The sequence below is a fragment of the Kitasatospora viridis genome (assembly GCF_007829815.1).
GTDB classification, from domain to species: domain Bacteria; phylum Actinomycetota; class Actinomycetes; order Streptomycetales; family Streptomycetaceae; genus Kitasatospora; species Kitasatospora viridis.
The window spans coordinates 166309-191423 of sequence record NZ_VIWT01000004.1; the positions used below are offsets into that span (position 1 = coordinate 166309).

Genomic DNA, 25115 nt, shown 5'->3' on the forward strand with positions numbered 1-25115 from the left:
CCAGTGACGCGGTGTTCGGGATTCGCGTCGCTGTCCGGGCGATGCGCCCTTGCCTGCGGATCCGGGCGGGCGCATAGTTCGTACGGCGCGGACGGGACAGGACTCGGGCGGTTCCCCCAGGAAGGCGTCGCTCCATGTTCATCATCAGCAACACGCCACTCCAAAATTCCACGGCGGAGGGCGAATTCTGGCTGCTCAGCGACGATTCGGCCCGGACGATCCGGCAACCGGACGGCTCCCTGCTGCTGTTCGAGGGAAACCTCTACCCGGACAGCCCGGTGACCACTGCCGATCTCGCACAGCAGTTCGCCGCCGGGCGGCCGGCACAACGGCTCGCCGAGGCGAAGGGCCAGTATTCCGGCGCCCACCTCGACCCCGCCGGCGGCACGGTCCACGCGTTCAACGATCACCTCGGCGTGCACGATGTGTTCATCCGTCAGTCCGGGGATTCCTTCGCCCTCGGGAACGATCTCGGGGCCCTGCTGCGGGCGCTGCCGACCACCGCCGACGAACTGGACGAGACCGCCGTCGAGGACTACTTCGCACTCGAATTCGCGCTGGGCGGACGAACATTCGCGCGATCCGTGCGCCGCGCCTCCCCCGCCGCGTTGATCACCGCCGAGGCCCGCGGCGGCGCGCCCCGCGCCGAGCGCTACTGGCAGTGGCAGCACGAGCCCGCCGTCGAGGGGTTCGACGACGCGGTGGACGCCATGTACGAGCTGCTGCTCGGGGCGACCCGCCGGATCGCCGCCCTCGGCAGCGCCCCGGAGCGCTGGTGCCTGGGGCTGAGCGGCGGGCTGGACTCCCGGGTGGTCGGCGCCCTCGCCCGCACCGCCGGACTGCGCCCGCACGGCTACTTCTTCGGCGAGCGGGAGTCCGACGCGGGCTCGGTCACCGGCCAACTGGCCACCGCACTCGGCATCGAGGTGCGCTTCCCCGGCCGCAACCGGGAATTCCCGGCGCACTTCGCCACCTCGCTCGACCGGTTCCCGATGGCGAACCTGGAATGGTGCAAGTACGTCACCGGCCGGGACCGCCTGCCCGATTACGACGCGCTGCTCTCCGGGCGCCGCGCCGAACTCTTCCTGCGCGGAACGGCGCAGTACTTCCGCAGCGGATTCCCGGAACGGGCCACCCCCGAGGACTTCTACGACGCGTTCGCCGGCACCTCCGCCGACGAGGGCCACCGCAAGCCGGTCTGCGCCCGCCTCGAAGCCGAACTGCGGGACGTGCCCGGATCATCGCTGCGCAAACGGCGCCACCTCGGCCAGCTGCGGATGCACAGCTCCTGGAAGGACTGCGCGCTGTTCCGCGACTTCGCCGGCCGCCCGCACTACTCCCCCTTCGACGACCTCGACGTGATCTCCTACGGGCTGCGCCTGCCGCCCGAGTGGCAGCGCGGCGCCCGGTTCCACCGCGCCTTGCTGGAACGGCACTTCCCGCACGTCGCGGAATCCCGCATTCGCCGCGACGAGGTCGGGAACAACGACAACAAGCCGCTGGAGCGCTGGTTGTCCGGCAACGAGGATTTCCTGCGGGCGGTCCGCGAATGCGTTCCCGACCCGGCCGAACCGGTGCCCGGGGAAAGGTCGCTGGGCAGTTACGAGGAGACCGCGCGCCGGATTTCCGAGGGCCGGCACTCCCGCAACGAGATCCACTACTTCTTCCGCCGGCTGACGGTGGCCGGCTTCCGGAAGGCCTACCTCTGATTGCTGCCACCCTGGCACGCGGCGGACCGCCGCAGGCCGCGACACGCGCGAGGGCCTGCGCCGCTCAGCCGATCGGCGGTCCCGCCCCCGGGCGCACCGCACCCGCGGGGTTCGCCCGTTCGGGGAGTTACCGGGAGGCGGACCCGGCCGCTCGTTGACTTCGGGTGACGCCCGGATGATTCTGCCGCTACAGCGGCCGTGCTCCGCGCCGGCCTTCCGCCCTCCACATCGGAAGCCCCGCCCGACTCCGGCCTCCCGTCGTCTCCGGAAGGTCCGTCATGCGCGGATTTCTCAGACCACCACCCCGCTCCCCTCACCGGTCGGACCGCCCTGTCAGGCGCGCCGGGCGCGCGCTGCTCGTCGCGGCCCTGACGGCGGCCGGGCTGCTCCCGCTCGCCACCCCGGCCTCGTCCCAGGCGCCGGACCTCGAACCGGCGACGCCGGTCGTGGCCACGGCCGGGGACGGCACCACGACGGTCTTCGTCCGCGGCAGCGCCAACGGCCTGTTCCGCCGCGACCGCGACCCGGACACCGGCCAGTGGGGCCAGTGGGCCGACACCGGGGGCCGGACCGACGGCATCCCCAGCGTCGGCCGCCGCCTGGACGGCCGGCTGGAGGTCTTCGCCCGCCGCGCCTCCGGCCACCTGTGGCACCAGGCGCAGGGCGACTGGGGCTGGGGCGCCTGGGACGACATGGGCACCCCGCCCGGCACCACCGTGGCGGGCACGGCGGCCGTGGTGACCGACGACAACACCGCCACCTCCGCCGACTCCGGCGGCCTGGTGCAGGCGAACGCCGACGGCCGGCTGGAGCTCTTCGTCCGCGGCGCGGACAACGCGATCTGGCACCGCGCCCAGGTCGCTCCCAACGGCAAGGCCTGGAGCCCGTGGGAGCAGTTGGGTGGCGGCCCGTGGGCGGGTGCACCCGCCGCCGTCGTCACCGGGTCCGGCCGCATCGCGCTGGTCGCCCGTACCCCGGACGGGCACCTGGAGGCGACCGGCCAGAAGCAGCCGGGCACCCAGCACAACGCGCTGCCTCCCGACAACTGGACCGCCTGGACCGACCTCGGCGGCGGCTACGTCAGCAACCCCGCGCTGGCGACCAGCACCTACGTCGAGGACGCCGCGCATCCCGGCAAGCACCCCACCGGCTCGCTGCTCCAGGCGGTCGCCAACCGCAGCGACCACCACCCGTGGATCGTGGCCCAGTCCAAGCCCGGCAACACCGCCCACCCCGGTGGCACCTGGGACGTCGACCACCCGTTCGACCTCGGGCTGAACCTCACCGGGCCGCCGGTGGTCGCCGCCACCAGCGACGGGCGCCTGTCGGTGTTCGGCCCCGACGCCAACCACGACGTCGTCTCCCGCTCCCAGACCCTCTCACCGGTCCCGGACACCGACCCCACCGGGATCTGGGCCGGCGACTGGGCCCACCTCACCGGTGCGAACGCCAACACGCTCACCGTCACCCGCACCACGAGCGGCGCCTTCACCCTGCTCGCCGTCGACACGGCCTCGAACAAGCTGTTCGCTCGCGACCAGCTCGCCGCCGGCACCTCCACCTCCCCGTCGGGGACCTGGCTCGACTGGAGCGACCTCGCCACGATCGGCTCCGGCCCCTGCGACGGTCCCGGTTCGCTCTCCTGCCTCGACATCACCAGCTACGACCTGGGCCTCGCCCTCGACCTCCCGACCGACGGGACCAATCAACTCGTCCGCACCACAGCTGACGCATCGTCACCGAGCCAGCGCTGGTCCCTCGTTCCGCTGCCCGGCGACACCGGCGGCACGTTCCGGATCGTCAACGGCAACGGCCAGTGCATCGCCGAGCAGACCGAGACCATCGGCCCGTGGCACCTGCGCCTCGGCGACTGCGGCACCGACGGCTACCTCACCTCGTGGTACCTCGAACCGATCGTCACCGGGAACACCGAGAAGCCGCTCGGCTACTACATCCACCAGGCCGGCAAGCCCGCCGGCGACGAGTACTGCCTCACCGCGCTGCAGAACGGCGTGTACGCCCACCCCGCCAGCGAGGTCGAGCGGGTCGACTGCGGTGTCGGCGACCCGAACGAGAAGCAGGCCTGGATGCTGGGCCGCAACGGCGTGGTCGGCGCCCCCGGCATCCTCGAACTCGCCCTCCAGCACGCCGCCGCGGTGTGCGCCTCCGGCGACTCGTCCAGCAGCTGCTCCTTCCAGGACACCAACACTCCGCCCGCCTACAACGGACCCGGCTGCGTGGTCGGCGACATCCTCTACAACGCGAGCCCCGGCAGCGACGCCGACTACACCGCCAAGTGGGAGCACACGACCGGCTCCGAGTGGTCGGTCGGCGGTGAACTGTCCATCCAGCCCTTCGAGAAGCTCGGGGTCACCTTCACCACCGACCACACCTGGGTCGACGAGAGCAGCACCGCCGAGGACGCGACCATCACCGTGCCGCCCGGACAGTTCGGCTGGGTCGAACAGTCCTCCGTGGTCCGCGAGAGCGTCGGCTACTGGAGGATCAGCTTCCGCGGGTACACGTACACCTTCCCCGGCCGCAACCTCACCGGTGCCACGGACACCACCGGGGGCAAGACCCTGGTCGTCGTCACCAAGACCGCGGCCGAGCCGCCCACCGACGCCGTCTGCAACCAGTAGCACCGGCAGCGGTCCACAGCCCCGGCAGCAATCCGCACGACCCCCTAACTCCGGTGTGACACACTCGTTCTGACGGTGTGTCTAGAATTCGGCGATGACCGGATCGGCCGGAGTCAGGGGGACTCATGTCGGACTTCAGCGTGGACACGGACGCGCTGGCCCAGCTCGCGAAGGACCTCCAGGGCTGCGCCGACGACCTGGACCACGGGCTGAAGGCCCTGCACGACGCCGGCGCCACCGGGCTCGGCTTCGACTTCCTGGACAGCTCGTGCCGGCACTTCCAGAGCAAGTGGGAGTACGGGCTGAAACAGGTCCGGGAGTGCGTGAAGACCCTGCACGAGGGCCTCGGCACGGTGCAGCAGAACTACGCCCAGAACGAGCAGGGCCTCGCGGACTCCCTGAAGGCGGGCACCACGTGACGCAGCAGCGGGCCTGGACGGGGCTGGGTTTCAACCCGGCGCCGGGTGACGAGGCCGTGGTCTCGGGTCTCGGCACCGGCCTGCGTTCGGTGGCCGGGCGCCTGATCGACGTGCACTCCACGCTGACGAAGATCGCGGCGGGGCAGGGCGAGTGGACGGGCGAGGCGGCCAAGGCCTTCGCCGACCACCTGGGCAAGCTGCCCGGCTACCTGCAGGACGCCTCCGACTCGATCACCCTGGCCTACCAGGAACTCGACAAGTGGCACGCCTCCCTGACGGCCAACCAACCCCGGGCGGTCGCCCTGGACGACCAGGCGACCGCCGCCCGGCAGGCCCTGGCCGACGCCCAGGCCGGCCACCGCACCGCCGCCGCGGCGCCCGACCTGGGCCTGGCCGGGCAGCAGTTCCCCGACCAGGCCTCCCGGGACGCCGCGCAGGCCCGCTACGACACGGCCAAGGCGCAGCTCGACACCGCGGCCGCCAAGGTCCAGAGCGCCTCCGACACGCTCGACCACTACGTCGGACAGGGCCACGACCTGGCCGGCGCCCACGAGAAGGACGCCCGGTACACGGCGGGCAAGCTCAAGGCCGCGGCCGACAGCAAGGCGCCGCCGGAGCCGGGCCTGTGGCACCGGATCGGCCACTGGCTCAACCAGCACGGCGGCGACCTGCTCACCGTGGCGGCCGCGGTGGCCGGCGTCGCGGCGATCTTCTTCCCCGGCATGGCCATCGTCGCGATCGGGCTCAGCATGGCGGCGGCCGCCGCGCACGCCCGCCAGTACGGCCTGAGCGGGCTCTGGCCGCCGAACGCGGCGAACATCGGCAACGACCTCACCCTGGCCGGCGACCTGCTCGGCGCGATCCCCGGGGTGGGCGTCGCCGCGAAGGGCCTGCAGGTCGGCACGAAGGCCGCGGACGGCGTCCGCGCGGCCGAGGGCGGCATGGCCGCCGTCAAGGTCGGGGTCAAGACGACGGCCAGCGAGATCCGGCTCGGCGCCCGGGGCATCGACCCGGCCACCCCGCTGATCAGCAAGCCGACCGAGTGGGCGGCCATGAAGCTCGGCGCCTCCAAGCTCACTGCGATGGACATCTCCGACGGGGTGCAGGCGACCACCACCCTGGCCCTCACCGCGCCGACGGCCTACTCGCTCACCGTGAACAACCCGGGCCCGGGCCTGACCAGCGGCGTCAACTACACCACCGGGGCGGGCAACCTGTTCGGCGGCACCGGGCTGGCCGGCGGCATCAAGAAGCAGCACGTCCAGGGCACCGCGGGGACGCTGCTGACGCTGGGCAACATGATCGGCGTCGGCGTCTGGGCCTTCGGGTGAACCGGCCGGCCGACGGCCCCGGCCCGTCGCTGTGGTTCGACGCGCCGATCGGCTTCACCGAACTGCCGCTCGACGCGGACCCCGAGGACCGCACGGTCCGGGTCCTGGACGGCCTGGACGCGTTCTACCCGCAGGCCACCGCGGAGCAGAAGCTCAGCGCCGCGCTCAGCGCCGAGGCCGGGCTGCGCGCCCAACTGGCGCAGGGGCTCTGCTACGCGGCCGACTGCCGCTACCTGGCCGAGGACGGCCAGGTGATCCTGGGCACCTTCCAGCTCTTCGCCCGCCCGGAGCCGGTCGGCGAGCCGCTCACCTTCGCCCAGCGCAACGCGCGACAGCTCGCGGCGCAGCGCCCGGACGCCGAGGTGGGCGTCCTCGGGCTGCCCTGCGGCCGGGCCCTGGTCGCCACCGAGGACCGGGTGGTGCCGGTCCCCGCCGGCACCTACGGCACCGAGCGGCACGGCACGGCGACGATCCGTCAACTGGAGGTGCTGCTCGCCCACCCGGACGCCTCCCACCTGCTCGTGCTGGTCTTCGGCACCGAGCACGTGGCGTACTGGGAGGAGTGGCTGCCCGTGCTGGCGCAGGCGCTGGGCGGGCTCTCCTTCTACCCGCCGGCCGCCGGCGGGCCCGGCGCCACTCCTGCCGGTGACCGGATCCGGGCGGCGTTCGGATGAGCGGGCAGCCCCGCAGCGTCCGGCGCCTGGTCATGGGCACCGCGGCCGTGCTGCTGCTCACGCTCGGCGGCGTCCTCGGCCTGATCCTGGCTCAGGTGTACCTCGCCTCCTGGGCGGTGACGCTGCTCTGGATCGGCTACGCGCTGCTGGTGACCGTCGGGATGCTCCGGCTGGCCGGGGTGGAGAGCGGGTGCCAATCGGCGTTCGCGGTGGTCCTGCTGGCCTTCGTCGCCTGGCTGCCCGGGGCCTCCGCCGCCACCCAGCTCCGCCTCGACCTGCACGGCCGGACCACCGAGGCGCTCGTGGTCGACGTCCAGCACAGCGTGGTGGACCGCGACCAGCGCTGGCAGGCGACCCTGCACCTGCCCGACGGCACCCCCGTCCCCGGGCCGCCGCTGCTCGACAGGTCGCAGCTCCTGCACCCGGGCGACACCGTCCGGGTCGTCTTCGACCCGGACGGCACGGTCGCCCCCCGCCGCCCGGCGGACGTCCACCCGTGGCAGGACACCGGCTGGTCCCTCGCCTTCGCCGTGCCGCTGGCCGCGGCCGTCGTCTGGGCCGGCCTGCGGGGGCGCCGGGGGCGCAAGGGCCGCTGACCCGACCGCCGCTGTCGGTGGGTCAGCCCGGCAGCAGACGGGCCACCGCGTCGCGCAGCCCGGTGCGCTCGGTGGAGACGAAGCGGTGCAGGGTCCGCGAGCCGAAGGCGACCCGCTGGGCGCCGCGCCGGCGTTCGCGGTCGTAGGCACGCAGGGCGGCCGGCAGGTCGGCGGGTCCGCGTTCGGCCACGGCGCGGGTGAGGGCCTCCGCGTCCAGGATCGCCGTGCAGGCGCCCTGCCCGAGGTTGGGGGTCATGGCGTGCGCCGCGTCGCCGACCAGTGCGACGTGGCCGGCCTGTCCGCCTCTTCTCCCCTGTCCGCCGTGCACGAAGGTCGGCAGCGCGGGGTACAGGTGCCGCATCTCGTAGCGGAGCCAGCCGGCCGGATCGGTCTCGGTGAGGATCCGCGGGATCGGCTCGTGCCAGCCCTCGAAGAGGCCGCGCAGCTGCTCGGCGGTGGTGGCCCCGGGCACGGCGGCGTACCAGTTGGTGCGGCCCGGCTCGACGGGGGTCAGCCCGAAGAACCGGCCCCTCCCCCAGGTCTCGCCGTACACCTCGGTCTCGAAGTCCGCGATGCCGATCCAGGCGACGGTCCCGACCTGCCGCGGGCCGCTGCGCCCGCCGAAGCAGGCGGTCCGCACGGCGCTGCCGATGCCGTCGGCGCCGACCACCAGGTCGTGTCCTCCCACCAGCGCCGCCACGTCGGTGACGCTCTCGCCGAGCGTGAGCTCCACGTCCCCGTGCGCCACCAGCTCGCCGAGCAGGGCGTCGATCAGGTGCGGCCGGGAGACCAGCAGTTCGGGCCGGCCGAACTTCCGCTCGATCCGCTCCAGCGGCAGGCTCGCCAGCACCCGCCCCTGCGGCGTGCGCACCCGCGCGCCCCGGTAGGGCACGGCCCGCCGGCCGACCGCCGCACCCACCCCGAGCTGGTCGAGCGCGCGCTGCGCGGTGGGGTGCAGGGCGAAGGCGGTGCCGTACCGCTCCGGCTGCGCCCTGCGCTCCAGGACCTTCACCCGCCACCCCGCGCGGCGCAGCCCCAGCGCCGTCGCCAGCCCGCCGACCCCCGCCCCGACGACAACCGCCGTACCGGTCAACCCGGTCATCACGCCTCCCCGGTCTGTGGACCACCACAACTGTGGTACCACGGCTGGGGTAGGGTGGGCAAGGCACCGAGGAACGAGGAGCACTGAGGGTGAATCAGGACCGCCGGGACCTGCTGCGCGACGCGGCCGTCGACGTCCTGGCCGCAGCGGGCGCACGCGGCCTGACGCACCGTGCGGTCGACGCCGCCGCCGACGTGCCGCCGGGCACCGCCAAGAACTACTTCCCGACCCGCGACGGCCTGCTGCGGGCGATCGCCGAACGGTGCGTGGAGCAGTACCACCGGATCACCGCGGAGCTGGCGGCCGCAGGCCCGCCCACCGACCGCGCGGGCCTGGCCACCCTGCTCCGGGCCCTGCTCGCGAACGTCGCCGGCCCGGGCCGCCCCCGCATGCTCGCCTACCTGGAACTACAGTCCGAGGCCGCCCGCAAGCCCTGGCTCTCCGAGATCCTCGACGCGATCGCCGCCGCCGACTTCGCCGGCCTGGAACTGGCCCAGCGCGCCGCCGGACTACCCGTCACCCCCCAGCGCGCCGCCACCGTCACCCTCGCCCTGCACGCCGCCATCCCCCACCTGCTCGCCAACGGCCCGAGCACCCTCCCCGCCGCCGGCCTGGACGACCTCGACCGCTTCGTCGCCGACCTGCTGGACACGGTGTACCCGACCGACGAACGGCAGGCGCCCGGCCTCGGCTGAGCCCGGCACGGTGGTCACGCGCCGGCACGCACTCGCACGCACGAAGGCCGTGCTTTCGGGTCCGGGGATGTGCTTCAGGCTGGAGCGTCCATGGGTTCGGGTGAACTCCGAGGCCGTCGAGCCAGGCGGTGGGCCTCGGACGTGATGTCGGCGTCGAGCTGGGCGGGTGTTCTGCCGCTGTATTCGAGGGTGTCGTACTCGTCGTCGAGTTCGGCGAGCCGTTCAGCCAGCGGAAGCCGATGGCCGAAGCGCTGATGGGCCCGGAGGGCGAGTTCCCTCGGCGTCAGTTCGCCCGACAGCAGTTGGTTGGCGAGAGCTCGCACGGCAGCCTCCTCGCCGGCCCGGCTCCCCGGCGCGTAGTAGGTGAGGCCGAGTTCTTCGAGGGCCGCCGGGAGGATCCCGGGAACCTCGTAGTCGGCTTCGCCTCGTGTGCGTGATGCCAGGGCCAGCAGCGCGGGGCTGTCGAGTCCGGCGACGAGGGCATCGCATGCGGCGGTGACGACCTCGTGCGCGGGGGCCGCGCCGATGCTCCAGAGCACGGCGCGGTCCTGCAGGGCATCGGCTGCTGCTTCGTTCGAGGTCACACCGCCATGATCGCCCGATGCCGCGGTCCGGTCGAACAGTTAAGCCCCTTCACTGGGCCGCTCGGTTCGCAGTCGCTCCGTGTCGGCGCCGAACGGGAGGAAGACGGTGCGGCCGGCGAGCAGCCAGGCGCCGTCGACCTTGCGGAAGGTGTCCTCGTAATGCCCGACATTAGCGGGAAGCCTGGGCTCGATCATTCCGCCCGCGTAGCCGTCGACCCGATACGTCGTCAGGTACGACACGGCCCGCGCCGTCGTCTCGGACTCCACCGTGACCAGGATGTTCGTCATCAGACGACGCGACAGCCGGTCCGCCGGCCGGGAGCCGAAGTACCGCCGCAAGGCCTCGCGCCCCTCGATGCGCCGGTTCCCGTGGGGCCAGTACCAGAAGCCGTCCGCAGTGAACAGCTCCGCCACCGAGCTCGGGTCACCGAGGTCGAGCCGGTGGATGAAGTCCACGATGACGCGCTCGCAGGCGCGTTCCGCGAGCATGCGCTCGACCAGGGGAATGATCTTGTCGTCCATGCCCCGTTCTACCAGCACCAACGGTCGTGAGGGCAACGGGTTTTCCGCATCACCCCTGGCCCACGGGCACCCAGACGGCCAGTTCGTTCCCACCCGGCTCGCGAAAGTGGAAGCGCCGCCCGCCGGGAAAGTCGAACGCCTCGACCGTGACCGTGCCGCCCGCCTCGACCACGGCCTCCCGCGTCGCATCGAGGTCGTCCACCTGGATCACGGCCAACGGCGCGGCCGGCGCCTCCGAACTGTCCTGCTGGAAACCGAGGCTGACGCCACCTCCGCAGTCCACGTCCAGGTACTCGGGGCCGTACGGAGTCGCGGCCCAACCGAAGACCGCGCCGAGGAACCGGGCCGACCGCCCGGCCGAGGACGTCGGGAACTCGACCATCGTGAACTTGTTCATGCGGGACACCGTAGCCCCGCCGACGGGTCAGTGATCCGGGCCGAGCAGCTCCGGCGAAGTGTGCCGGGGGCGCAGCCGCCAAGAGCCGCCGCGCCCCCTACCCCACCACTGGCCGCCGATGCCGGCCCGGTGTGGACCACCGGGCCCGAGAACGGGCCATCGGCCGGACCCCGCCTCCGCCCACCGGATGCGGGCGAGGCAGCGTCCTGTCTCGCAGCTGACGCTATGCGGGGACAGCCGGTGGTCAGCGCCGTCCTGACGCTCTCCTGGCGTGCGCGGTGCGGTCCCTGACGGGTTCCTAGCGGTCGGCCCGGCCCGCCCGCCAGCGATGCGTCAAGATCACCCCCGGGAGCGCGAAGAACGCGTCAGGGACGCGAGGGACCGGATTCCGCCCGCATAGCGTCGACTCCCGAAGGGCCCGGATCGATCCGTGGGGGAATCCGATCGGTGCCGTTCACCGGTGGCGACTTCTGCGAACGACCACCGGCGGCCAGGTGCGGGACTGCGCGGCGGATGAAGGAACGGGGACCGGCCGGCCCGGTCGGACCGGGGAAGACGAACCCGTCTGGGGAGACGGGCTCCGGTTCGGTCGAGCCACCGGCCGTACCCGTGCCGCGCGCCCACCGCACCTCGGTGCGAGGGGGTGGTGTGCGGAGCCCGGCGTGGGGGCCGGGCTCCGCACACTGGTCGACGCCGGCCGGCCTCAGGCGACGACGGCCACCAGCACGACGGCGGCCAGCACCGCGAGGGCGCCCGCGATGACGAACGCGCGCTCGACGGAGCGCCGCTCGCGACCTTCGAGCAGCACCTCGCGCGGGTCCGCGGGGTCGTAGCGCAGCCAGACCTGCCCGCCGTGCACCAGCGGCAGCGCCCGACTGGACAGCACCGGGGAGAACACCTCCACCACCTGCTCGGCCGGGGTGCTGAACTGCAGCAGCGGACGTGCCGACGGCGGGTGGTCGTCAGGACCGAGCACGCGGTAGCGCACCAAGGCCAGGGCGGGCACGCCGACCCGGCGCAGGCGGCGGATCTCGTTGAGCCCGGTGACGCCGGCCAGGTAGGCGACCAGTCCGCCGAGGGCGAGGAAGAGCGCTACGCCGACCATTGGGCCCATCTCCGATCCCGTTGACCTGCTTCCAGTCTCCCCCCGTTCCCGGGGTGGCCACCAGGGCGCGGCACTGAGCTCGACCGCCGGGCGGGGCTCAGGACTCGGGAACCCAGCGGGCTTCGAGCTGACTGGTGCCGTCCGTCGCCGTGACGGTCTGCCAGCTCGCGCGCATCCGGACGGTCCGGCGGACCGGATCGGCGCCACGGGAGGCGGTCGGGCTGCCCAGCGCCTGGAGCACGGCACTGTCGAGCGGGCTGTCGGCCAGCCTCCGCAGGACGGCCGACAGGGCCGCGCAGGCCGGTCCGCGGGCCGGCAGCGCGGGGAGGAGCGGGCGGCGGTGGAAGGCGCCGAGAACGGTCACGGGGACCTCACCTTCGTGAAGCATCGTCATCGTCCGATGCGTTGGAATCGTCGGGCGCGTACGTCCGACGCGACCTCGGGCCGATCGCCCGGGAACGTGATTCCACCGAGCCTAGGCCGGAGCGCCCGCGCGGGAAGCGCTCCTGACGCGTCATTGACTGTGCAGGTGCCATCACTGACGGTGTTTTGACGCCCGCCGGGCTCACCGGCGCTCAGGGGGTGTGCGCGGTCGCCCAGGTGCGGAACAGCGTGAGGGCCTCGGTGAGGTTGCCGGGGCCGCACGCGGCGTGGAAGTCCGGGTGGGACGATGGCGTCCTCAGCGATCCCCGGGAGCCGATCCGCGTGCCCACGCCTGCCGACTACCTTGATCTGGCGCGTGCCTCGACCGACGGTTCCGTCCTGCACCAACTCGCGCGGTGCTGCTACCCCTTCGTCTGGCAGGAGTTGGCCGCCAATCCCCGCACGCCGCCCGTTGCCCTGCTGGAGCTGACGGCGGCCCGCCACAGCACCTGGAACGACAACCGGCTCCTGCACCTCCTGGCCGAGCACCCCGGGGCGGACCGGGTCGTCCTGCGGGCCGTCCTGGACGCCACGGCGTCGAAGCTCGCGGAGGGCGAACGGCCGTATGCCGCCGTGCTGGCGCTGGCGGAGCGGGTCGAACTCGAAGCGGACGAGGTGCGCGAGCTCGGGGCCCTCGCGGGCGCGTCCGCCCGGCTGCGCGGGCTGCTGCACCGACGGCTCGCTGCCCGTGGCTGAGCCGGGTGTGCCACGCTGTCCGTCATGGAGCATCTGACGGGGCAACTGACGGTCCGTGGACTGGCCCTTCCCGCACAGTTGGCGTCCCTGCTTGCCGAGGGGCGGTGGCGGCATCCGGGCGCGGCCACGCTGGCGAAGGTCATTCCGTGGTTCAAGGACCCGCTCGACTTCCTGACCAGTACGAGGGAGATGGAGTTCGAGTGCGGCTCGATGGACATGTTCGCCGATGGCCCGTCCTTCGCCTTCTTCCGGCAGGCGCGGGGCAGTTCCACCGGCGGTGCGCCGGTGGAACTGCCCTGGCTGGACGTCGAGCAGGCGGTGTACATCGCGGTGAACAGCAGGCCTGGGGACGACGTCGCCCTCGCACTGGACTACCGGACCGATCCGTTGGACCCCCGCGTCATCGGCAGTGACTTCTGGACGGACCCGCGTCTGTGCGAGTGGCGCACGGTGGCGCCCGCCTTCTCCGTCTTCGTGGCCGACCTGGGTCTCTAGCCGCCAACTCGGCTCGCCCATTGGGATGTTGCCGGAGCCAGTGCTTCGCACCCCAGCCACCGCCGCAGCACCGCCGGCACCGTCACGGTGCCGTCCGGCTGCTGGTGCTGTTCGAGCAGGGCCGGCACCAGGCGGCTGGTGGCCAGCCCCGACCCGTTGAGCGTGTGCACGTGGGCGGGCTTGCCGTCGGCCGGGCGGTAGCGGATGTTGCCGCGGCGGGCCTGGTAGTCGCGGGCGTTCGACACCGAGCTGACCTCGACGTAGGCGTCGATGCTGGGCAGCCAGACCTCGACGTCGAAGGTCTTGGCCATCGAGGCGCTGGTGTCCTCCGCGGCCAGCCGGGTGATCCGGTGGTGCAGGCCGAGGGCTTCGACCAAAGCGGCTGCCCTGTCCAGTAGTTCCTGGTGGGCGGCGTCGGAGGCGTCTGGGCGGGTGAACTGGAACATCTCGACCTTGTTGAACTGGTGCCCGCGGAGCGTGCCCCGGTCGGCGGCCCGGTGGCTGCCGGCCTCGCGCCGGTAGCAGGGCGAGTAGGCGACGTACTTCCGGGGCAACTCCCGCTCCGCCAGGACCTCGTCACGGTGCAGGTTGACCAGCGCGGTCTCCGAGGTCGGCAGCAGGAACCGCTGCGGCCCGTCCGGCCCCTGTTCGACCGCGAAGACGTCCTCGGCGAACTTCGGGAACTGCCCTGCGGTGTAGCCCGCCTGATACGTCAACAGGTGCGGTGGCAGCACGAGCTCGAAGCCGTCACGCACGTGGGTCTCGACGAAGTAGTTGAGCAGCGCCCATTCGAGGAGCGCGCCGTTGCCGCGGTACACCCAGTTGCCGGTGCCGCCGAGTTTGGCGCCCCGCTCGTAGTCGATCAACGCGAGGCTGCGGGCGAGGTCGGTGTGGCTCTGCGCCTCGAAGTCGAAGGCCGGCCGGGTGCCGTACTCGCGGATGACCTGGTTCTGTTCCTTGCCGCCCGTCGGCACGTCCGCATCCGGCAGGTTGGGCAACTGGTCGAGGAACACCTGGCGTTCGGCGGCCAGCAGGGCGAGCCGCGCTTCGAGCGCGGCCAGCCGGACGCCGAGCTCGGTGGCCTCGGCGCGCCTGGCGGTGGCGTCCGGGTCCGCCCGGTCCTGCCTCGCGATCTCGCGCGAGATCCGCCTCCGCTCGGCCCGCAGCCTCTCGACCTCGGTCGTGCCGCGCCGGTACTTCTCGTCCAGGGCGAGGAAGGGGGCGAGGTCGATGTGCAACGCCCGCTTCGCCAGGGCGCGTTGGACGTGCTGCGGGTGTTCGCGGAGCAGGGTGATGTCCAGCATTCCGGGTCCCATCGATCAGTCGGAGTTCCGACGTGACCCCTTGGGGGCGTGGGCGAGAAGGGAACTCGCGGTGCCACCACGCCTTCGCCGCCACCCGGAGGTGGCGACCTCGACAGCTCGGTAACGGGAGCGAACCGGCGGGGCATTGGGCCGCGAGCGGCCGTTCCTCCCCGCGCTCGGGAGGGGATTCACCACAGGACGCGAGGCCGCCTTCCCAGCAACCGGCAGCTCTCTCTGCTCGCGTGCCCTGCGGATACTTGGCTCCGTCAGCGCGTTGCGGTGAGGATAGACCGGCGGTGCCGGCGCGGGCAACGAGGAATCGCCGCACGGATGTCAGCCGGGCTCGGCGAGGGCTCCGGCTGGACCAGCGGATTGTCATGCATGCAACAGAATGGCCGGTTGGCTGAAACTGATCACCCCGGCGTCCGAGATGCCCGGATGTCAGTGTGCCAACCGCTTGCGCAGTGTGAAATGTCACAGTACAATTTCACCGGGAGGGGGGAGGTGTATCCATTTCCACAAGAAGCACTGGTGCTTTTGCTGGCAGTGCGTAGTCGATCCTCATCGAATCCGGCCATAGTTCACTCCCGGATATATTTCCCGTGCACATCGGCAGGAGCCCCGGCTAGCCTTTCCCAGGCGATCTTGCCAAAAAGGCTGGACGCAACACCTGAGGAGGTTCGAGTGGACACGAATAACCGCATCGCAGCGCAGTCTGCCGGCTGGGTGGCCCGGGCTGCCGCGATCGCCGGCATCGCCGCGATCGCCACCATGGCGCCGGTGGCCGCGGCCAGCGCGGCGACCGTCGGCACCCACGGTGCGGCGCACGCCACCGCATCGACGGCACACCGCCTGGTGGCCGACACCGCACGGCCGAGCGGCATGTACTTCGCCTGATCAACAGCGGTAGCGGTACGGCCCGGAGCACACCGAGAACCCGGCCGTGCCACTGCGGCACGCCCCACCCTGCCCGCTCCGCGGCAGGGTGGGTGCGCAGGGGAAATGTCATCCAGCGCCCGCGCGGATATTTTCGACGAACAGATTTCCAGCCAGAGCCATCCGCTCTCGTTGATGCCACAGAAATGACCGAGGAACAATGGGCCGCTCGGATCTGAGAATTATCGCGTTGGACTCCGGGGTGGCAGCCGCAGAAGTTTTCGGGGGCCTTGAGGGGTTATCGGCGACCGCTGTCCCGACCCTCCGGGAGGTCGGCGAGGCAATACGGGAGTCGACCGGCCCGGTGCTGCTCTCACTCACTTCGGAGATCACCTTCGCGGAGGTCTCGGAACTGCTGCGGGTCGCCCAGGAGAGTGGGACCCAGTGCGGCTTCATCGACTCCTGGCGCGGCTCGGCGGCGGCGCAGCGGCACGCCGGAGCCATCCACTCCTGGACGTCGGAGCGCCCTGCGGGCATCACGTTCTGGAACGGCGAGGCCACCGCCTCCGGCCTGCCCGGACAGTTCGGCGGCCTGGAGATCGTGGCGCACGACGCCGAACGGCCCGGCCCGGCCCTGGCAGCGGCCCGCCGGACCATGGCCTTGCTCACCCACGGCAACGGCGCTGACGCCCCGTTCGGCGACGGTCTGCTCTGCGGCCGGCTCACCATGGCGCCATCCGACGTCCTCGCCGACTACCTGCCCTGCGGACAGGGCGGTCCCTGCGTCCGGAGCCGCCCCGTCGACGGCGAACTCCGCGAACCCGAACTGACCGCCACCCGTGACCTCGGCGGTGACATCGTCTTCTGGGGCACCTGCTACGGCGCGCTCATGGCGGATTCCGTCTTCGATCCGCGGGGCGGCCTGCTGGCCGGCCTGCTGGAGCGCCCCACGGGCGCCCCACAGGTCATCACGACCATCCGAGCTGCCGAGATCGACGACCTGGAGGTGCTCGCGGCCTGCGCCCGGGTCGAGGCCGGCCAGCCGCTCGGCGCGGTCGTGGCAGCCCTGAACGAGGCTTACCTGAGCGGGGCTCCGGCCGGCACCCTGCCGCCGTGGATCCTCTTCGGGGACCCCCGGAAGTCGCTGCCGATGCCCGGCTCGGTGTCGGAGGTCGGCAGTGGCTCGACGGTCTCGGCCGGGCTCCACCTGTACCGGCGCCCGGCGGAGCACGAGAGTGCCCCCGTGGTCGTGGTGGAGCAACGACCCGCCGAGGCGAGCGCACCAGGGGCCGTCGCCGACCTGTGGCTGCGGCCGCTGGCCGGTGGCACGCAGGCGCTCCTGCTGAGGCGCGACGCCGGTGCGGCCGTCCGGGTCGACGACGTGCGCCCCACCGGCAGCGAACTCGCCGTGCTGCTGCGCGAGATCGGCGCGGTCGACCGGCTGACCTTCACCGACATGTTCTTCCAGCTCGCCCAGATGCATCCCGCCAACGCCGCCTTCCGGTACCCGGAGAGCACGACCGAGCGGGTCCGCGCCACCCTGGGGTACCTGAGCACCCTGCAGCTCTCGCTGCGCCCGCTCATCGCCCTCTCGGGTGACCTGGACTCGTACCGGGCGCAGCTGGCGCAGGAGACCGAGAACTGGCGGGTCCTCAATGACGAGCTGTTCGGCTGCCTGAGCGGGGTGCTCCGCCACGTCGGTGGCGTGATCCACCACCACTACGCCTACATGCCGTTGGCGCCCGAGAGGTCGTCGGTGCGGGCCTGCCCGTTGTGCGGCTCTCCGGCGGAGTACGACGTCTACCAGCTGCCGAGCCGGGCGACGGCCCGCGCCGTGGTGCGCTGCGGCCGCTGCACCGTCGTCAGCGACGCGGATGCCGCGTTCGAGTCCGTTCTGCTGTACGGGCCGGACGAGGTGACGGCCGGTCAGTCCGCGGACTTCACCATCCGCTGCGGGGCGCTCCCCGCGGGAGGTGTCCAGCACGCGCGGGCCGGGCTCTTCGTCCAACCGACCCCGTGGCCGTTCGGCGATCAGGGCACGGAAGCGGTCGCGACGGACGTCGACGACGACCTGGCGCTGGCGCTCAGCTGGCGCCCCCCGGCCGACGCCCGCCCGGGCCGCTACTTCCTGCTCGCGCCGATGGTGGCCGACGGAGCGGTGCTGGTCGCCCGGAAGTCGGTGCGGGTCGTGCGGGCAACCGGCTGACCACCGGCGCCTCCCGAACCCGGCACGGCCCGAACCCGGCACGGCCCGAACCACGCCGACCGGTCGTCCGCACGTCGCGACCACCACAGTGAACACCTTGGAGGGAAGTGCGTTGCCCCAGAACCCGTCTCGACTGAGGATCGTCGAAACTCCCGAAGAGCTGCGCCGGGCCCCCGTCGACGCCGCCGAGTTGCGCGAAGGCGCGGTGCTGGTCCGGGCAGCCGCCCTCGAAGCCCCGGACACCCTGCCGGCGGTGCGCCAGGCGGTGCCGTGGATGCGCCTGTGGCGGGACCACCCGTCCTGGGCCGGCGGCTACTGGCGCTGCGTGGTGGATGCCGAGGACGACACCCCGGTGTACACCGCCTACCGTCCGCGCACCCTGCGCTTCCACACCGACATGTCGCGCTACCTGGTCCCACCCGAGTTCACCGTCATCCGGTGCGTCACCCCGGACAGCGCGGGCGGGGAGAACCTCCTGCTGCACATCGACGACGTCTTCGCCCGGCTCCGGGAGCTGGGACGCGACGACATCATCCGGTTCCTGACGGCCCGTCGGACGCTCTCGATGGAGGCCAGGCACCTCGGCCCCTGGGTCGAGGGCAGCGGTCTGGAGGTCGACGCGACCGCGTCGACCCAGCTGGCCGTCGCCGCCGACCCGGCGGCGCCGTGCCGGATCTTCGACCGGCACGGCGCCACGAAGGGCAGCCACCTCGACCTCTCCCCGGCTGACGAGCGGCTGTTCGACGACTTCCTCGACCTCTGCTCCGACGCGACCGATCTGGCACCGCAGGTCCGCCTGGAGTCGGGAGACGTCCTGCTCTTCTCCAACTGGCGCCTGCTGCACGCCCGGCTGGCGTGTGCCGGCTCGGGCCGGGTGACCGAGATCTGCATGGGCGACAGCGCCCCGACCACGGAGGAGCCCGCCGCATGACCGCGACCCCGACCACACCGGCCGCCGACGACTCCGGCTCGCCCCGCGAAGACCGGCAGCCCGCCGGAGCCGACTTCGCCCTGCCCAGCATGGACCTGGCCGCCCTGCGCTGGTTCGACCCGGCGGGCCGCGCCGTCCAGCGGCTGCACGCCTCCGAGCAGTGCGACGTCATCGTCGTCGGCTGGGAGGCCGGCCAGCAGAGCTCGTACCACGACCACGGTGTCTCCGAGTCGGTGGTGATCGTGGTCGAGGGGCGGATCACCGCCGAGAGCGAGGGCGCCACCCGGGTCCTCGGCCCTGCCGAGGTCCTGGTCACGCCGCGCGGAGCGCACCACCGGATGCGCAACGACGGTCCGGAGCGGGCGGTCACCTTCCACGTCTACGCGCCACCCATGTCGGGCGGGGTCTCCGCGCCCTACCGCGACCACACCACGCCGAGCGACTGAACCACGCCCGGCCTCCGATCCAGCCACCACCCGATGTTGTGAAAGGAACGACCTGTGAGCAGCGGCACCGCCCTCGCTGACCTCCGAGAGTTCTCCTACCAGGGCGAGAGCTACGCGTTCGAGCCCAAGTCCCTGAAGTTCCGGCCGACCGGCCGGGACAACCCCCGCCTCGCCCAGCACTTCGAGGAGGTCAGCACGCGCGAGCCGGTGCTGCGCCCGATGCCGGCCGGCGGGATCAGCTTCATCACCCTGAACGTCGCGCACGACTGCAACATGGCCTGCCCGTACTGCTTCGCCAAGCAGGGACTGTACGGCGGCCGTGACCGCAAGCTGATGGACAGCGAGTCCGCCCGGCGCTCCGTCGACTGGCTGTTCGAGCAGGCCGGCCAGAAGCCCGAGGTCTACCTGCGCTTCCTCGGCGGCGAGCCGCTGATGAACGTCCCGGTGATCCGGGAGGCCGCGCTGTACGCCGAGGAGAAGGCCCGGCAGAGCGGCAAGCGGATCTACATGAGCATCAACACCAACGGCACGCTGTTCAACGCCGACATCGCCAAGATGCTGACGGACCACCGGATGACGGTGTCGATCAGCATGGACGGGACGCGTGCGGCCCACAACACCTTCCGGGTGTTCCGCAACGGCACCGGCACCTACGACGCGGTGGTGCGCAACGTCGGACGGTTCCTGGCCGTGGACCCGGACACCATGATCAACGCCACCCTGACGGCGGAGAACCTGGACGTGGACGAGTACGCGGAGCTCTTCCGCAGCCTCGGCGTCAAGATGGTGCGTTTCGCCGTGGTCGGAACGGCCGTTCCGGAGATCGCGGTGGCCAAGGAGGAGAAGCTCGCCCGGCTGCTGGCCGCCTACGACCGGCTGGCCGTCACCTACCGGGACCAGCTGTTGAGCGGCGACGTCTGGTACCTGGCCGACTTCTACAAGTACTTCGGCAACTTCCGCACCCTGGAGAAGCGGCACAACCGGTGCGGCGCCGGCACGGCCTACGTGAACGTCGACGTGGACGGCAACGTCAACCTCTGCCACCGCTTCACGACCGACGGCACGCAGCGGATCGGCAAGGTGACCAGCAAGACCGTCGACGTGCCGCTCGGGATCCGCACCCGGGACCAGCTGCAGGCCACCTCCGCCTCGGTGCCCTCCGGCCCGGAGGTCTCCCAGCTGACCGGTCAGCCCGGGATCCGGGCCCTCAAGCTGGCCGGCGAGGAGCCCAAGATGCGCGGCGCCTCGGTGCCCGCGCACCTGCACCGGCAGCTCGACGGCACCGCGTTCTTCGAGCAGATCGACTCCACCGCCGGTGTCACCAGTGCGAACGTGTGCGCCGGCTGCGACATCCGGCACGTCTGCGGCGGCTCCTGCTTCCACGACGGGGAGATCCTCTACGGCGACCTGTTCGGCGGGCCCGACGGCTTCAAGTGCGAGGTGGACCGCCACCTGGCCAAGATCTCGATGTGGCTGCTCGACTCCATCTTCCAGCACGACCCGACGCTGCTCGACCGCCTGGACGACCTCCACCTCCGTTCGCAGCAGCACCACGCGGAATGACGGACCGGCAGCTCTCCCAGCACCGCCGCCCGCGCCGCGGCAACCGCACCCCCCGGTACTCGACAGGAATCTCATGGACGATCTGACAGGAGTGGAAGTAGCCGTCTGGGGCCTCGGCCTGATCGGCTACTCGTTGGGCGGGGAACTCGCCCGGGTCGGTCAGCGCTGCCTGATCGCGGACATCGACACCGAGCGGGTGGCCCGGCTGAACGCGGGAGAGCTGCCGTTCCAGCACCTGCCCGAACTGCCCCACAGCTACCGCGAGGAGGTCCGGGCGGGCCTCCTGCGGGCGACCTCCGAGCCGGCCGAGCTGCTCGGCGCGGACCACCCGGTGCACGTCCTGTGCATCCCCACCGAGCGCGCCGGACAGATCGACGACAGCGTGCTCCGCGCGGTGGTCGGACGGATCGCCACCGAGAGTGCGGCCCGCCCGCTGCACCTCGTGATCGAGTCGACGATCGCACCCGGCTGGATCGACTCGATCGTCCACCGGACCATGGCCGGGGCCGGCCTGCGGCACGGCACCGACTACCACGTCGGTGCCTCGCCGCGGCGCGACTGGCTCACCGCCCCCGGCCACACGATGGCCTCGCTACCGAAGATCATCGGTGCCGACAGTCCGGCCGGCCTCCAGCTGCTGCGGGCGCTCTACTCCCCGATCTGCACCGAGGTGCTGGAGGCGCCGGACGCCCGGCACGCGTCGCTGGTCAAGGTGGTGGAGAACTACTACCGCTACCGGGGCATCCTGCTCGCCAACGAGCTGGGTTCGGCGCTCCCGGACTACGACGTCGCCTCCGTGCTGCGCCTGGCCGGCACCAAGTGGAACATGCCGGAGTACCACCCCTCGCTCGGCATCGGCGGCTACTGCGTGCCGCTGGCCAAGGACTACCTGGCGGCCGAGAACGGCCTGGAGCCGCTGGCCGCCGAGCTGCACGCGGCGGAGGAGAAGCTGTTCACCGACACCCGGAACGCCCTGCGGGCGCACGGCAGCTTCCGGACCGTCGGGGTGCTGGGGCTGGCCTACGCACCGGGCATGAAGGTCCACACCCGCTCGCCTACCGTCCGGCTGGCCCACGAACTCGCCGGTCAGGGCGCGCGGGTCCTGGTGCACGACCCGCTCTACTCGGACGAGGAGATCGAGTCGATCACCGGCGCGCAGCCGCTGCGCTTCCCCGACGGACTGTCCGACTGCGACGGCGTCGTCCTGATGACCGGCCACCAGGAGTACCTGGACATCACACCGGCCGAGCTGTCGGTCCACCTGGGCACGGCGGAATGCGTGGTCGACAACCTGGGGCTCTGGCGCGGCCGGGTCCCGGCCTCCGGTCCGCAGTACCTGGAGGTCGGCGGTCCGGGCTTCTACGCCGGCGGCCGACCGGGCAGGGCGCCGGGCCAGGGGATCGACCGTGACCGCGAGTTCCTCGCAGCGCTGCCCGTCGAGCAGGTGGCGGCGGCGGTGCGGCGGGTCACCTCGCTGGACCGCCGGCACCTGACGCTGGAGCTGGCGGGGGCGGCCCGAACCATTCCCCAAGTCGCCGATCACGTCGCAGAGTTGCTTGGCCGGCGGGTCGAGTCGTGGTCCACCGCCGACCTCCGACTGGTCTGTGCGCTCTACGCCGTCGGCCGGGCCGGGGTCCGCCTGGAGCAGGTCGGCGTCTCGGCCGAGTTGGAGGTCGTCACGGCCCGGCTCGGGGAGCTCCACGCCGACTACCTGGCCGCCCTCGCCCGGGTGGGCGACTCCGCCGGGCAGACGGGGCCGGGAGCGGCCGACCATCCGTGGTGGGAGGTGGCCGACGCGCTGCCCGCGCTGCGCGACCGGATCGACCGGCACTACTCCCGGATCCTGGAGATCGACGGACAGAGCTACCACCGCAGGGAGTTGCTGCTGCCCGCCGAGGAGTTCGCGGCGGGCGCGCTGCCCGAGGGCCTGGCGAAGGAGCTGACGGACCGCCACCCCGGCACGGTGCTGCCCCCGGCCACGGAGGTGAGCGCGCTGCTGCGTGCGGCCACCCTGGCCGAGCTCGACCGTCACGGGCACCCGATGGGCCTGCTGGAGACGATCATGGCGGCGGCGGTGGCGGACCCGCGGCACCCGTCCGACCACGCGACCCTGATGTGCCCTCGCGGCACCCGGATCGACCGGCCCGGGACCTTCGAGAAGGACGACTTCGGGATCTACGTCGTCTTCAACCCCGCCTTCCGCCCCAGCCAGTACCCGGGCGTCGGCGACCTGCGGTCGATCCGCAAGGCCATGTACGCGCACCACGCGGCGAAGAAGGCCCGGGTCGCCAAGAAGGCCGGCGGTGCGGGCGAGCACGGCGCGCCGCCCGCGGCCCCGGAGGACCTGGGGGCCCGCGGCCTGTACGTCAACGAGCACGCGCACCACCGCGGGCACGTGGTCGCCGGGGTGACCACCGCCCTGCGCTCCCTGATGGACATCGACGTCGCGACGCCCGACGCGGTCACCGAAGTCCGCGGGCTCACCGACTGGCGGCTGTCCCGGGCCGGCACCCGCACCGAGGACCGCTACCGGCTCCACGAGTACCCCTCCTTCCACGCGTACGGCCGATGGATCAAGGTCGTGGTCGAGACGGCGCTCGGCGCGGGGTGCGTGCTTCCCGCCATGCTCGGGGAGTGGTGATGAGCCGCACGGCGCTGGCCTTCACTGCTCATCCGGACGACGCCGAGATCTGCCTGGGCGGCACGCTCGCCGCCCTGGCCGATCACGGGTGGGACGTCCACATCGTGGTGGCCTCCGTGCCCGACCACCGGGACCGGCGGTTGGCGGAGGTCCAGCGGGGCGCCGACGTGCTGGGCGCCCGGGCGCACGTCCTGGAACACGACGGCCACTGGCAGGTGGAGGACTTGACGGCGTACCAGCTCGTCAGGGAGTTCGACCGGCACGTTCGACGGCTGGCACCGCAGCGGGTCTTCACCCACTGGCTCGGTGACACCCACCAGGACCACGTGCTGGTGGCGCGCGCGGCGATCTCCGCGATGCGGGGCAGCCACGCCGACCTGTTCATGTGCGAGCAGCCGAACCAGTACGCGCCGTCGGCCTCCCCGTTCCCGGTCGACACCTACGTCGACGTCTCGGCGCAGTTCGAGCGCCGGCTCCGGGCCGTGGCCTGCCACCTGTCACAGGCAGCCGCGGAGAAGTACACCGAGCAGCTCACGGCCCGCGCGCGCTACCACGGCGACCGGATCGGCTGCCGGTACGCGGAGGCCTTCAGCTGCGTGGTCCAGCGGATGGAGCTCTCGTGACCGGCACGCGCCGGGACGCCGCTGCCCGGCCGGCGGTGGTGGAGGGCCTGGCGGGCGCCTGGCGGCACCGGCTGGGCGGTGCGCGGATCGCGGCCGGCGTCCGCATCGGCCGGGGCAGCCGGATCCGCGCGGCCGAGCTCACCATCGGCGCCGGGGTGGTCCTCGGCCGGGGCGTGCGGATCGAGGCCGACCGGGTGGTGCTGGAGGCGGGGACGGAGATCGGCGACCGGTGCCGCATCTCGGCGCGCGAGGTCGAGTTCGACCGGAACTGCGTCCTCTTCCCGGACGTCGTCGTCCGCGCCCTCACCACGGTGCGGCTGGGTGCGCACACCAAGATCAGCCGGGACGCGGTGCTGAAGGCCGGCAGCATCGAGGTCGGCACCGAGTTCTGGATGAACCGCGGCGCCGAGATCGGCGGCGGCGGTTGGCGCACGGGTGACGGGCGGTTCCAGGCGGGCGACCGCTGCCACGTCGGGCGCGGCTCGCACATCAACACCGCACGGCCCGTCGTGCTGGGCGACGACACGGCCATCGGCATGGACTGCACGATCGCGACGCACGCCCACTGGCAACCGGCCACCGAGGGGTTCCCGTTCAGCTCCGGGCCGGTCACCGTGGGGTCCGGCGTGGCCGTCTTCACCCGCAGCGTCGTCTCGCCCGGTGTGACGGTGGCGGACGGCGCCACCGTCGCGGCCGGCTCGGTGGTGGTGCGTGACGTTGCGCCCCGCGCGTTGGTGGGCGGAGTGCCGGCCCGGACGCTGCGGATCCATCCGCAGCCCGAATCGCCGCTACCGGTCCTGCTCGAAGCGTTGGGCTCCTTCACCGCCCGGCAGTGGCCCACCGCGGCCTGGCGCACCGGTCCCCGTGGTGAGCGGGCCGTCGACGGGCCGGACGGGGCGCACCTGCGGCTGACCCCGGACCACCTGCTGCACCTGGCCGCGCCGGCCTCCCGGGGCGGCGCCGAGTGCGTCTTCGACCTCGGCCGCAGAGTACTGACCGGGACCGGCAGCGAGCTGTCCGAGGCGCTGCGGAACCACCTGTTCTCCATCGGCCTGCGGTTCCGCTACGAGGGGTACCAACGAGCACCGCTGAGTCTGCGGCGCCTGCGCGAATCAGGGATTGAGGAGTGAGCCGG

Annotated in this window: 24 protein-coding genes; 17 read left to right on the plus strand and 7 right to left on the minus strand. The window is 72.4% G+C overall.

The window, feature by feature from the left end:
- The first annotated feature begins 134 nt into the window (after positions 1 to 134).
- From FHX73_RS34455 to FHX73_RS34480, 6 genes are all read left to right on the plus strand, one after another.
- Entirely contained in the window at positions 135 to 1709 is a 1575-nt protein-coding gene (locus FHX73_RS34455) for a hypothetical protein (protein ID WP_145909933.1), read from the plus strand.
- A gap of 278 nt (positions 1710 to 1987) precedes the next feature.
- Positions 1988 to 4351, plus strand: coding sequence for a PLL family lectin (locus tag FHX73_RS34460; RefSeq protein WP_145909934.1), 2364 nt, complete (start codon positions 1988 to 1990; stop codon positions 4349 to 4351).
- A 125-nt stretch (positions 4352 to 4476) separates the two neighbouring features.
- Positions 4477 to 4770, plus strand: a complete 294-nt coding sequence (locus tag FHX73_RS34465; protein ID WP_145909935.1) for a WXG100 family type VII secretion target — start codon at positions 4477 to 4479, stop codon at positions 4768 to 4770.
- Entirely contained in the window at positions 4767 to 6101 is a 1335-nt protein-coding gene (locus FHX73_RS34470) for a hypothetical protein (RefSeq protein WP_145909936.1), read from the plus strand. Before FHX73_RS34465 ends, FHX73_RS34470 begins: the two co-directional genes overlap by 4 nt.
- Positions 6098 to 6775, plus strand: a complete 678-nt coding sequence (locus FHX73_RS34475) for a hypothetical protein (protein WP_145909937.1) — start codon at positions 6098 to 6100, stop codon at positions 6773 to 6775. The genes FHX73_RS34470 and FHX73_RS34475 overlap by 4 nt, the downstream gene beginning before the upstream one ends.
- Entirely contained in the window at positions 6772 to 7371 is a 600-nt protein-coding gene (locus FHX73_RS34480) for a hypothetical protein (protein WP_145909938.1), read from the plus strand. The genes FHX73_RS34475 and FHX73_RS34480 overlap by 4 nt, the downstream gene beginning before the upstream one ends.
- Positions 7372 to 7393: 22 nt before the next feature.
- Here FHX73_RS34480 and FHX73_RS34485 read toward each other — a convergent pair whose 3' ends face one another.
- Positions 7394 to 8473: an FAD-dependent oxidoreductase gene (locus FHX73_RS34485; protein WP_145909939.1), complete on the minus strand. Its 1080-nt coding sequence runs from the start codon at positions 8471 to 8473 to the stop codon at positions 7394 to 7396.
- An 89-nt stretch (positions 8474 to 8562) separates the two neighbouring features.
- Between FHX73_RS34485 and FHX73_RS34490 the strand changes: the two genes are divergently transcribed.
- A complete protein-coding gene (locus FHX73_RS34490; RefSeq protein WP_145909940.1) occupies positions 8563 to 9168 on the plus strand; it encodes a TetR/AcrR family transcriptional regulator in 606 nt (201 codons plus the stop codon).
- Between the two features lie 74 nt (positions 9169 to 9242).
- On the opposite strand, the gene FHX73_RS34495 is transcribed toward FHX73_RS34490, so the two are convergent.
- The 5 genes from FHX73_RS34495 to FHX73_RS34515 form a co-directional block, all read right to left on the minus strand.
- Positions 9243 to 9752, minus strand: coding sequence for a hypothetical protein (locus FHX73_RS34495; RefSeq protein ID WP_170305204.1), 510 nt, complete (start codon positions 9750 to 9752; stop codon positions 9243 to 9245).
- A gap of 39 nt (positions 9753 to 9791) precedes the next feature.
- Positions 9792 to 10274, minus strand: coding sequence for a nuclear transport factor 2 family protein (locus FHX73_RS34500; protein ID WP_145909941.1), 483 nt, complete (start codon positions 10272 to 10274; stop codon positions 9792 to 9794).
- Between the two features lie 49 nt (positions 10275 to 10323).
- Complete coding sequence (locus FHX73_RS34505; protein ID WP_145909942.1) at positions 10324 to 10671, minus strand: VOC family protein; 348 nt, start codon at positions 10669 to 10671, stop codon at positions 10324 to 10326.
- Between the two features lie 703 nt (positions 10672 to 11374).
- Complete coding sequence (locus FHX73_RS34510) at positions 11375 to 11785, minus strand: DUF3592 domain-containing protein (protein ID WP_246214072.1); 411 nt, start codon at positions 11783 to 11785, stop codon at positions 11375 to 11377.
- 88 nt (positions 11786 to 11873) lie between these two features.
- Positions 11874 to 12140 (minus strand): hypothetical protein, encoded by a 267-nt coding sequence (locus tag FHX73_RS34515; protein ID WP_145909943.1) that lies wholly within the window; start codon positions 12138 to 12140, stop codon positions 11874 to 11876.
- Between the two features lie 341 nt (positions 12141 to 12481).
- Between FHX73_RS34515 and FHX73_RS34520 the strand changes: the two genes are divergently transcribed.
- Together FHX73_RS34520 and FHX73_RS34525 are read left to right on the plus strand one after the other, a co-directional pair.
- Positions 12482 to 12895 (plus strand): hypothetical protein, encoded by a 414-nt coding sequence (locus tag FHX73_RS34520; RefSeq protein ID WP_145909944.1) that lies wholly within the window; start codon positions 12482 to 12484, stop codon positions 12893 to 12895.
- Positions 12896 to 12919: 24 nt separating this feature from the next.
- A complete protein-coding gene (locus FHX73_RS34525) occupies positions 12920 to 13390 on the plus strand; it encodes a hypothetical protein (protein ID WP_145909945.1) in 471 nt (156 codons plus the stop codon).
- Here the strand turns inward: FHX73_RS34525 and serS are convergent.
- Complete coding sequence (serS, locus tag FHX73_RS34530; protein ID WP_145909946.1) at positions 13387 to 14694, minus strand: serine--tRNA ligase; 1308 nt, start codon at positions 14692 to 14694, stop codon at positions 13387 to 13389. The genes FHX73_RS34525 and serS overlap by 4 nt on opposite strands.
- Before the next feature lie 684 nt (positions 14695 to 15378).
- Here serS and FHX73_RS34535 point away from each other — a divergent pair.
- The 8 genes from FHX73_RS34535 to FHX73_RS34565 all read left to right on the plus strand — a co-directional run bounded on the left by FHX73_RS34535 (position 15379) and on the right by FHX73_RS34565 (position 25110).
- Positions 15379 to 15591 carry a hypothetical protein gene (locus FHX73_RS34535; protein WP_145909947.1) on the plus strand — a complete coding sequence of 71 codons (213 nt, stop codon included), beginning with the start codon at positions 15379 to 15381 and terminating at the stop codon, positions 15589 to 15591.
- A 343-nt stretch (positions 15592 to 15934) separates the two neighbouring features.
- On the plus strand, positions 15935 to 17776 hold the full coding sequence (locus FHX73_RS45120; RefSeq protein WP_170305205.1) for a hypothetical protein: 1842 nt from the start codon (positions 15935 to 15937) through the stop codon (positions 17774 to 17776).
- A 112-nt stretch (positions 17777 to 17888) separates the two neighbouring features.
- Positions 17889 to 18707 (plus strand): TauD/TfdA family dioxygenase, encoded by an 819-nt coding sequence (locus FHX73_RS34540; RefSeq protein ID WP_170305206.1) that lies wholly within the window; start codon positions 17889 to 17891, stop codon positions 18705 to 18707.
- The gene (locus FHX73_RS34545) at positions 18704 to 19153 is read left to right on the plus strand and encodes a cupin domain-containing protein (protein ID WP_145909949.1); all 450 of its coding nucleotides are present in this window, start codon (positions 18704 to 18706) and stop codon (positions 19151 to 19153) included. The genes FHX73_RS34540 and FHX73_RS34545 overlap by 4 nt, the downstream gene beginning before the upstream one ends.
- Positions 19154 to 19207: 54 nt before the next feature.
- A complete protein-coding gene (locus tag FHX73_RS34550) occupies positions 19208 to 20716 on the plus strand; it encodes a radical SAM protein (protein WP_145909950.1) in 1509 nt (502 codons plus the stop codon).
- Positions 20717 to 20789: 73 nt separating this feature from the next.
- Positions 20790 to 23357, plus strand: coding sequence for a UDP binding domain-containing protein (locus tag FHX73_RS34555; protein ID WP_145909951.1), 2568 nt, complete (start codon positions 20790 to 20792; stop codon positions 23355 to 23357).
- The gene (locus tag FHX73_RS34560; protein WP_170305207.1) at positions 23357 to 23980 is read left to right on the plus strand and encodes a PIG-L deacetylase family protein; all 624 of its coding nucleotides are present in this window, start codon (positions 23357 to 23359) and stop codon (positions 23978 to 23980) included. Before FHX73_RS34555 ends, FHX73_RS34560 begins: the two co-directional genes overlap by 1 nt.
- On the plus strand, positions 23977 to 25110 hold the full coding sequence (locus tag FHX73_RS34565) for a DapH/DapD/GlmU-related protein (protein WP_145909953.1): 1134 nt from the start codon (positions 23977 to 23979) through the stop codon (positions 25108 to 25110). The genes FHX73_RS34560 and FHX73_RS34565 overlap by 4 nt, the downstream gene beginning before the upstream one ends.
- Positions 25111 to 25115: the final 5 nt, after the last annotated feature.

Bases quoted from the DNA above. Each gene is read 5' to 3' on its own strand.
- FHX73_RS34455 (WP_145909933.1), top strand. From the start codon at position 135: ATGTTCATCATCAGCAACACGCCACTCCAAAATTCCACGGCGGAGGGC.
- FHX73_RS34460 (WP_145909934.1), top strand. From the start codon at position 1,988: ATGCGCGGATTTCTCAGACCACCACCCCGCTCCCCTCACCGGTCGGAC.
- FHX73_RS34465 (WP_145909935.1), top strand. From the start codon at position 4,477: ATGTCGGACTTCAGCGTGGACACGGACGCGCTGGCCCAGCTCGCGAAG.
- FHX73_RS34480 (WP_145909938.1), top strand. From the start codon at position 6,772: ATGAGCGGGCAGCCCCGCAGCGTCCGGCGCCTGGTCATGGGCACCGCG.
- FHX73_RS34485 (WP_145909939.1), bottom strand. From the start codon at position 8,473: ATGACCGGGTTGACCGGTACGGCGGTTGTCGTCGGGGCGGGGGTCGGC.
- FHX73_RS34500 (WP_145909941.1), bottom strand. From the start codon at position 10,274: ATGGACGACAAGATCATTCCCCTGGTCGAGCGCATGCTCGCGGAACGC.
- FHX73_RS34505 (WP_145909942.1), bottom strand. From the start codon at position 10,671: ATGAACAAGTTCACGATGGTCGAGTTCCCGACGTCCTCGGCCGGGCGG.
- FHX73_RS34510 (WP_246214072.1), bottom strand. From the start codon at position 11,785: ATGGGCCCAATGGTCGGCGTAGCGCTCTTCCTCGCCCTCGGCGGACTG.
- FHX73_RS34525 (WP_145909945.1), top strand. From the start codon at position 12,920: ATGGAGCATCTGACGGGGCAACTGACGGTCCGTGGACTGGCCCTTCCC.
- serS (WP_145909946.1), bottom strand. From the start codon at position 14,694: ATGCTGGACATCACCCTGCTCCGCGAACACCCGCAGCACGTCCAACGC.
- FHX73_RS34545 (WP_145909949.1), top strand. From the start codon at position 18,704: ATGACCGCGACCCCGACCACACCGGCCGCCGACGACTCCGGCTCGCCC.
- FHX73_RS34555 (WP_145909951.1), top strand. From the start codon at position 20,790: ATGGACGATCTGACAGGAGTGGAAGTAGCCGTCTGGGGCCTCGGCCTG.
- FHX73_RS34560 (WP_170305207.1), top strand. From the start codon at position 23,357: ATGAGCCGCACGGCGCTGGCCTTCACTGCTCATCCGGACGACGCCGAG.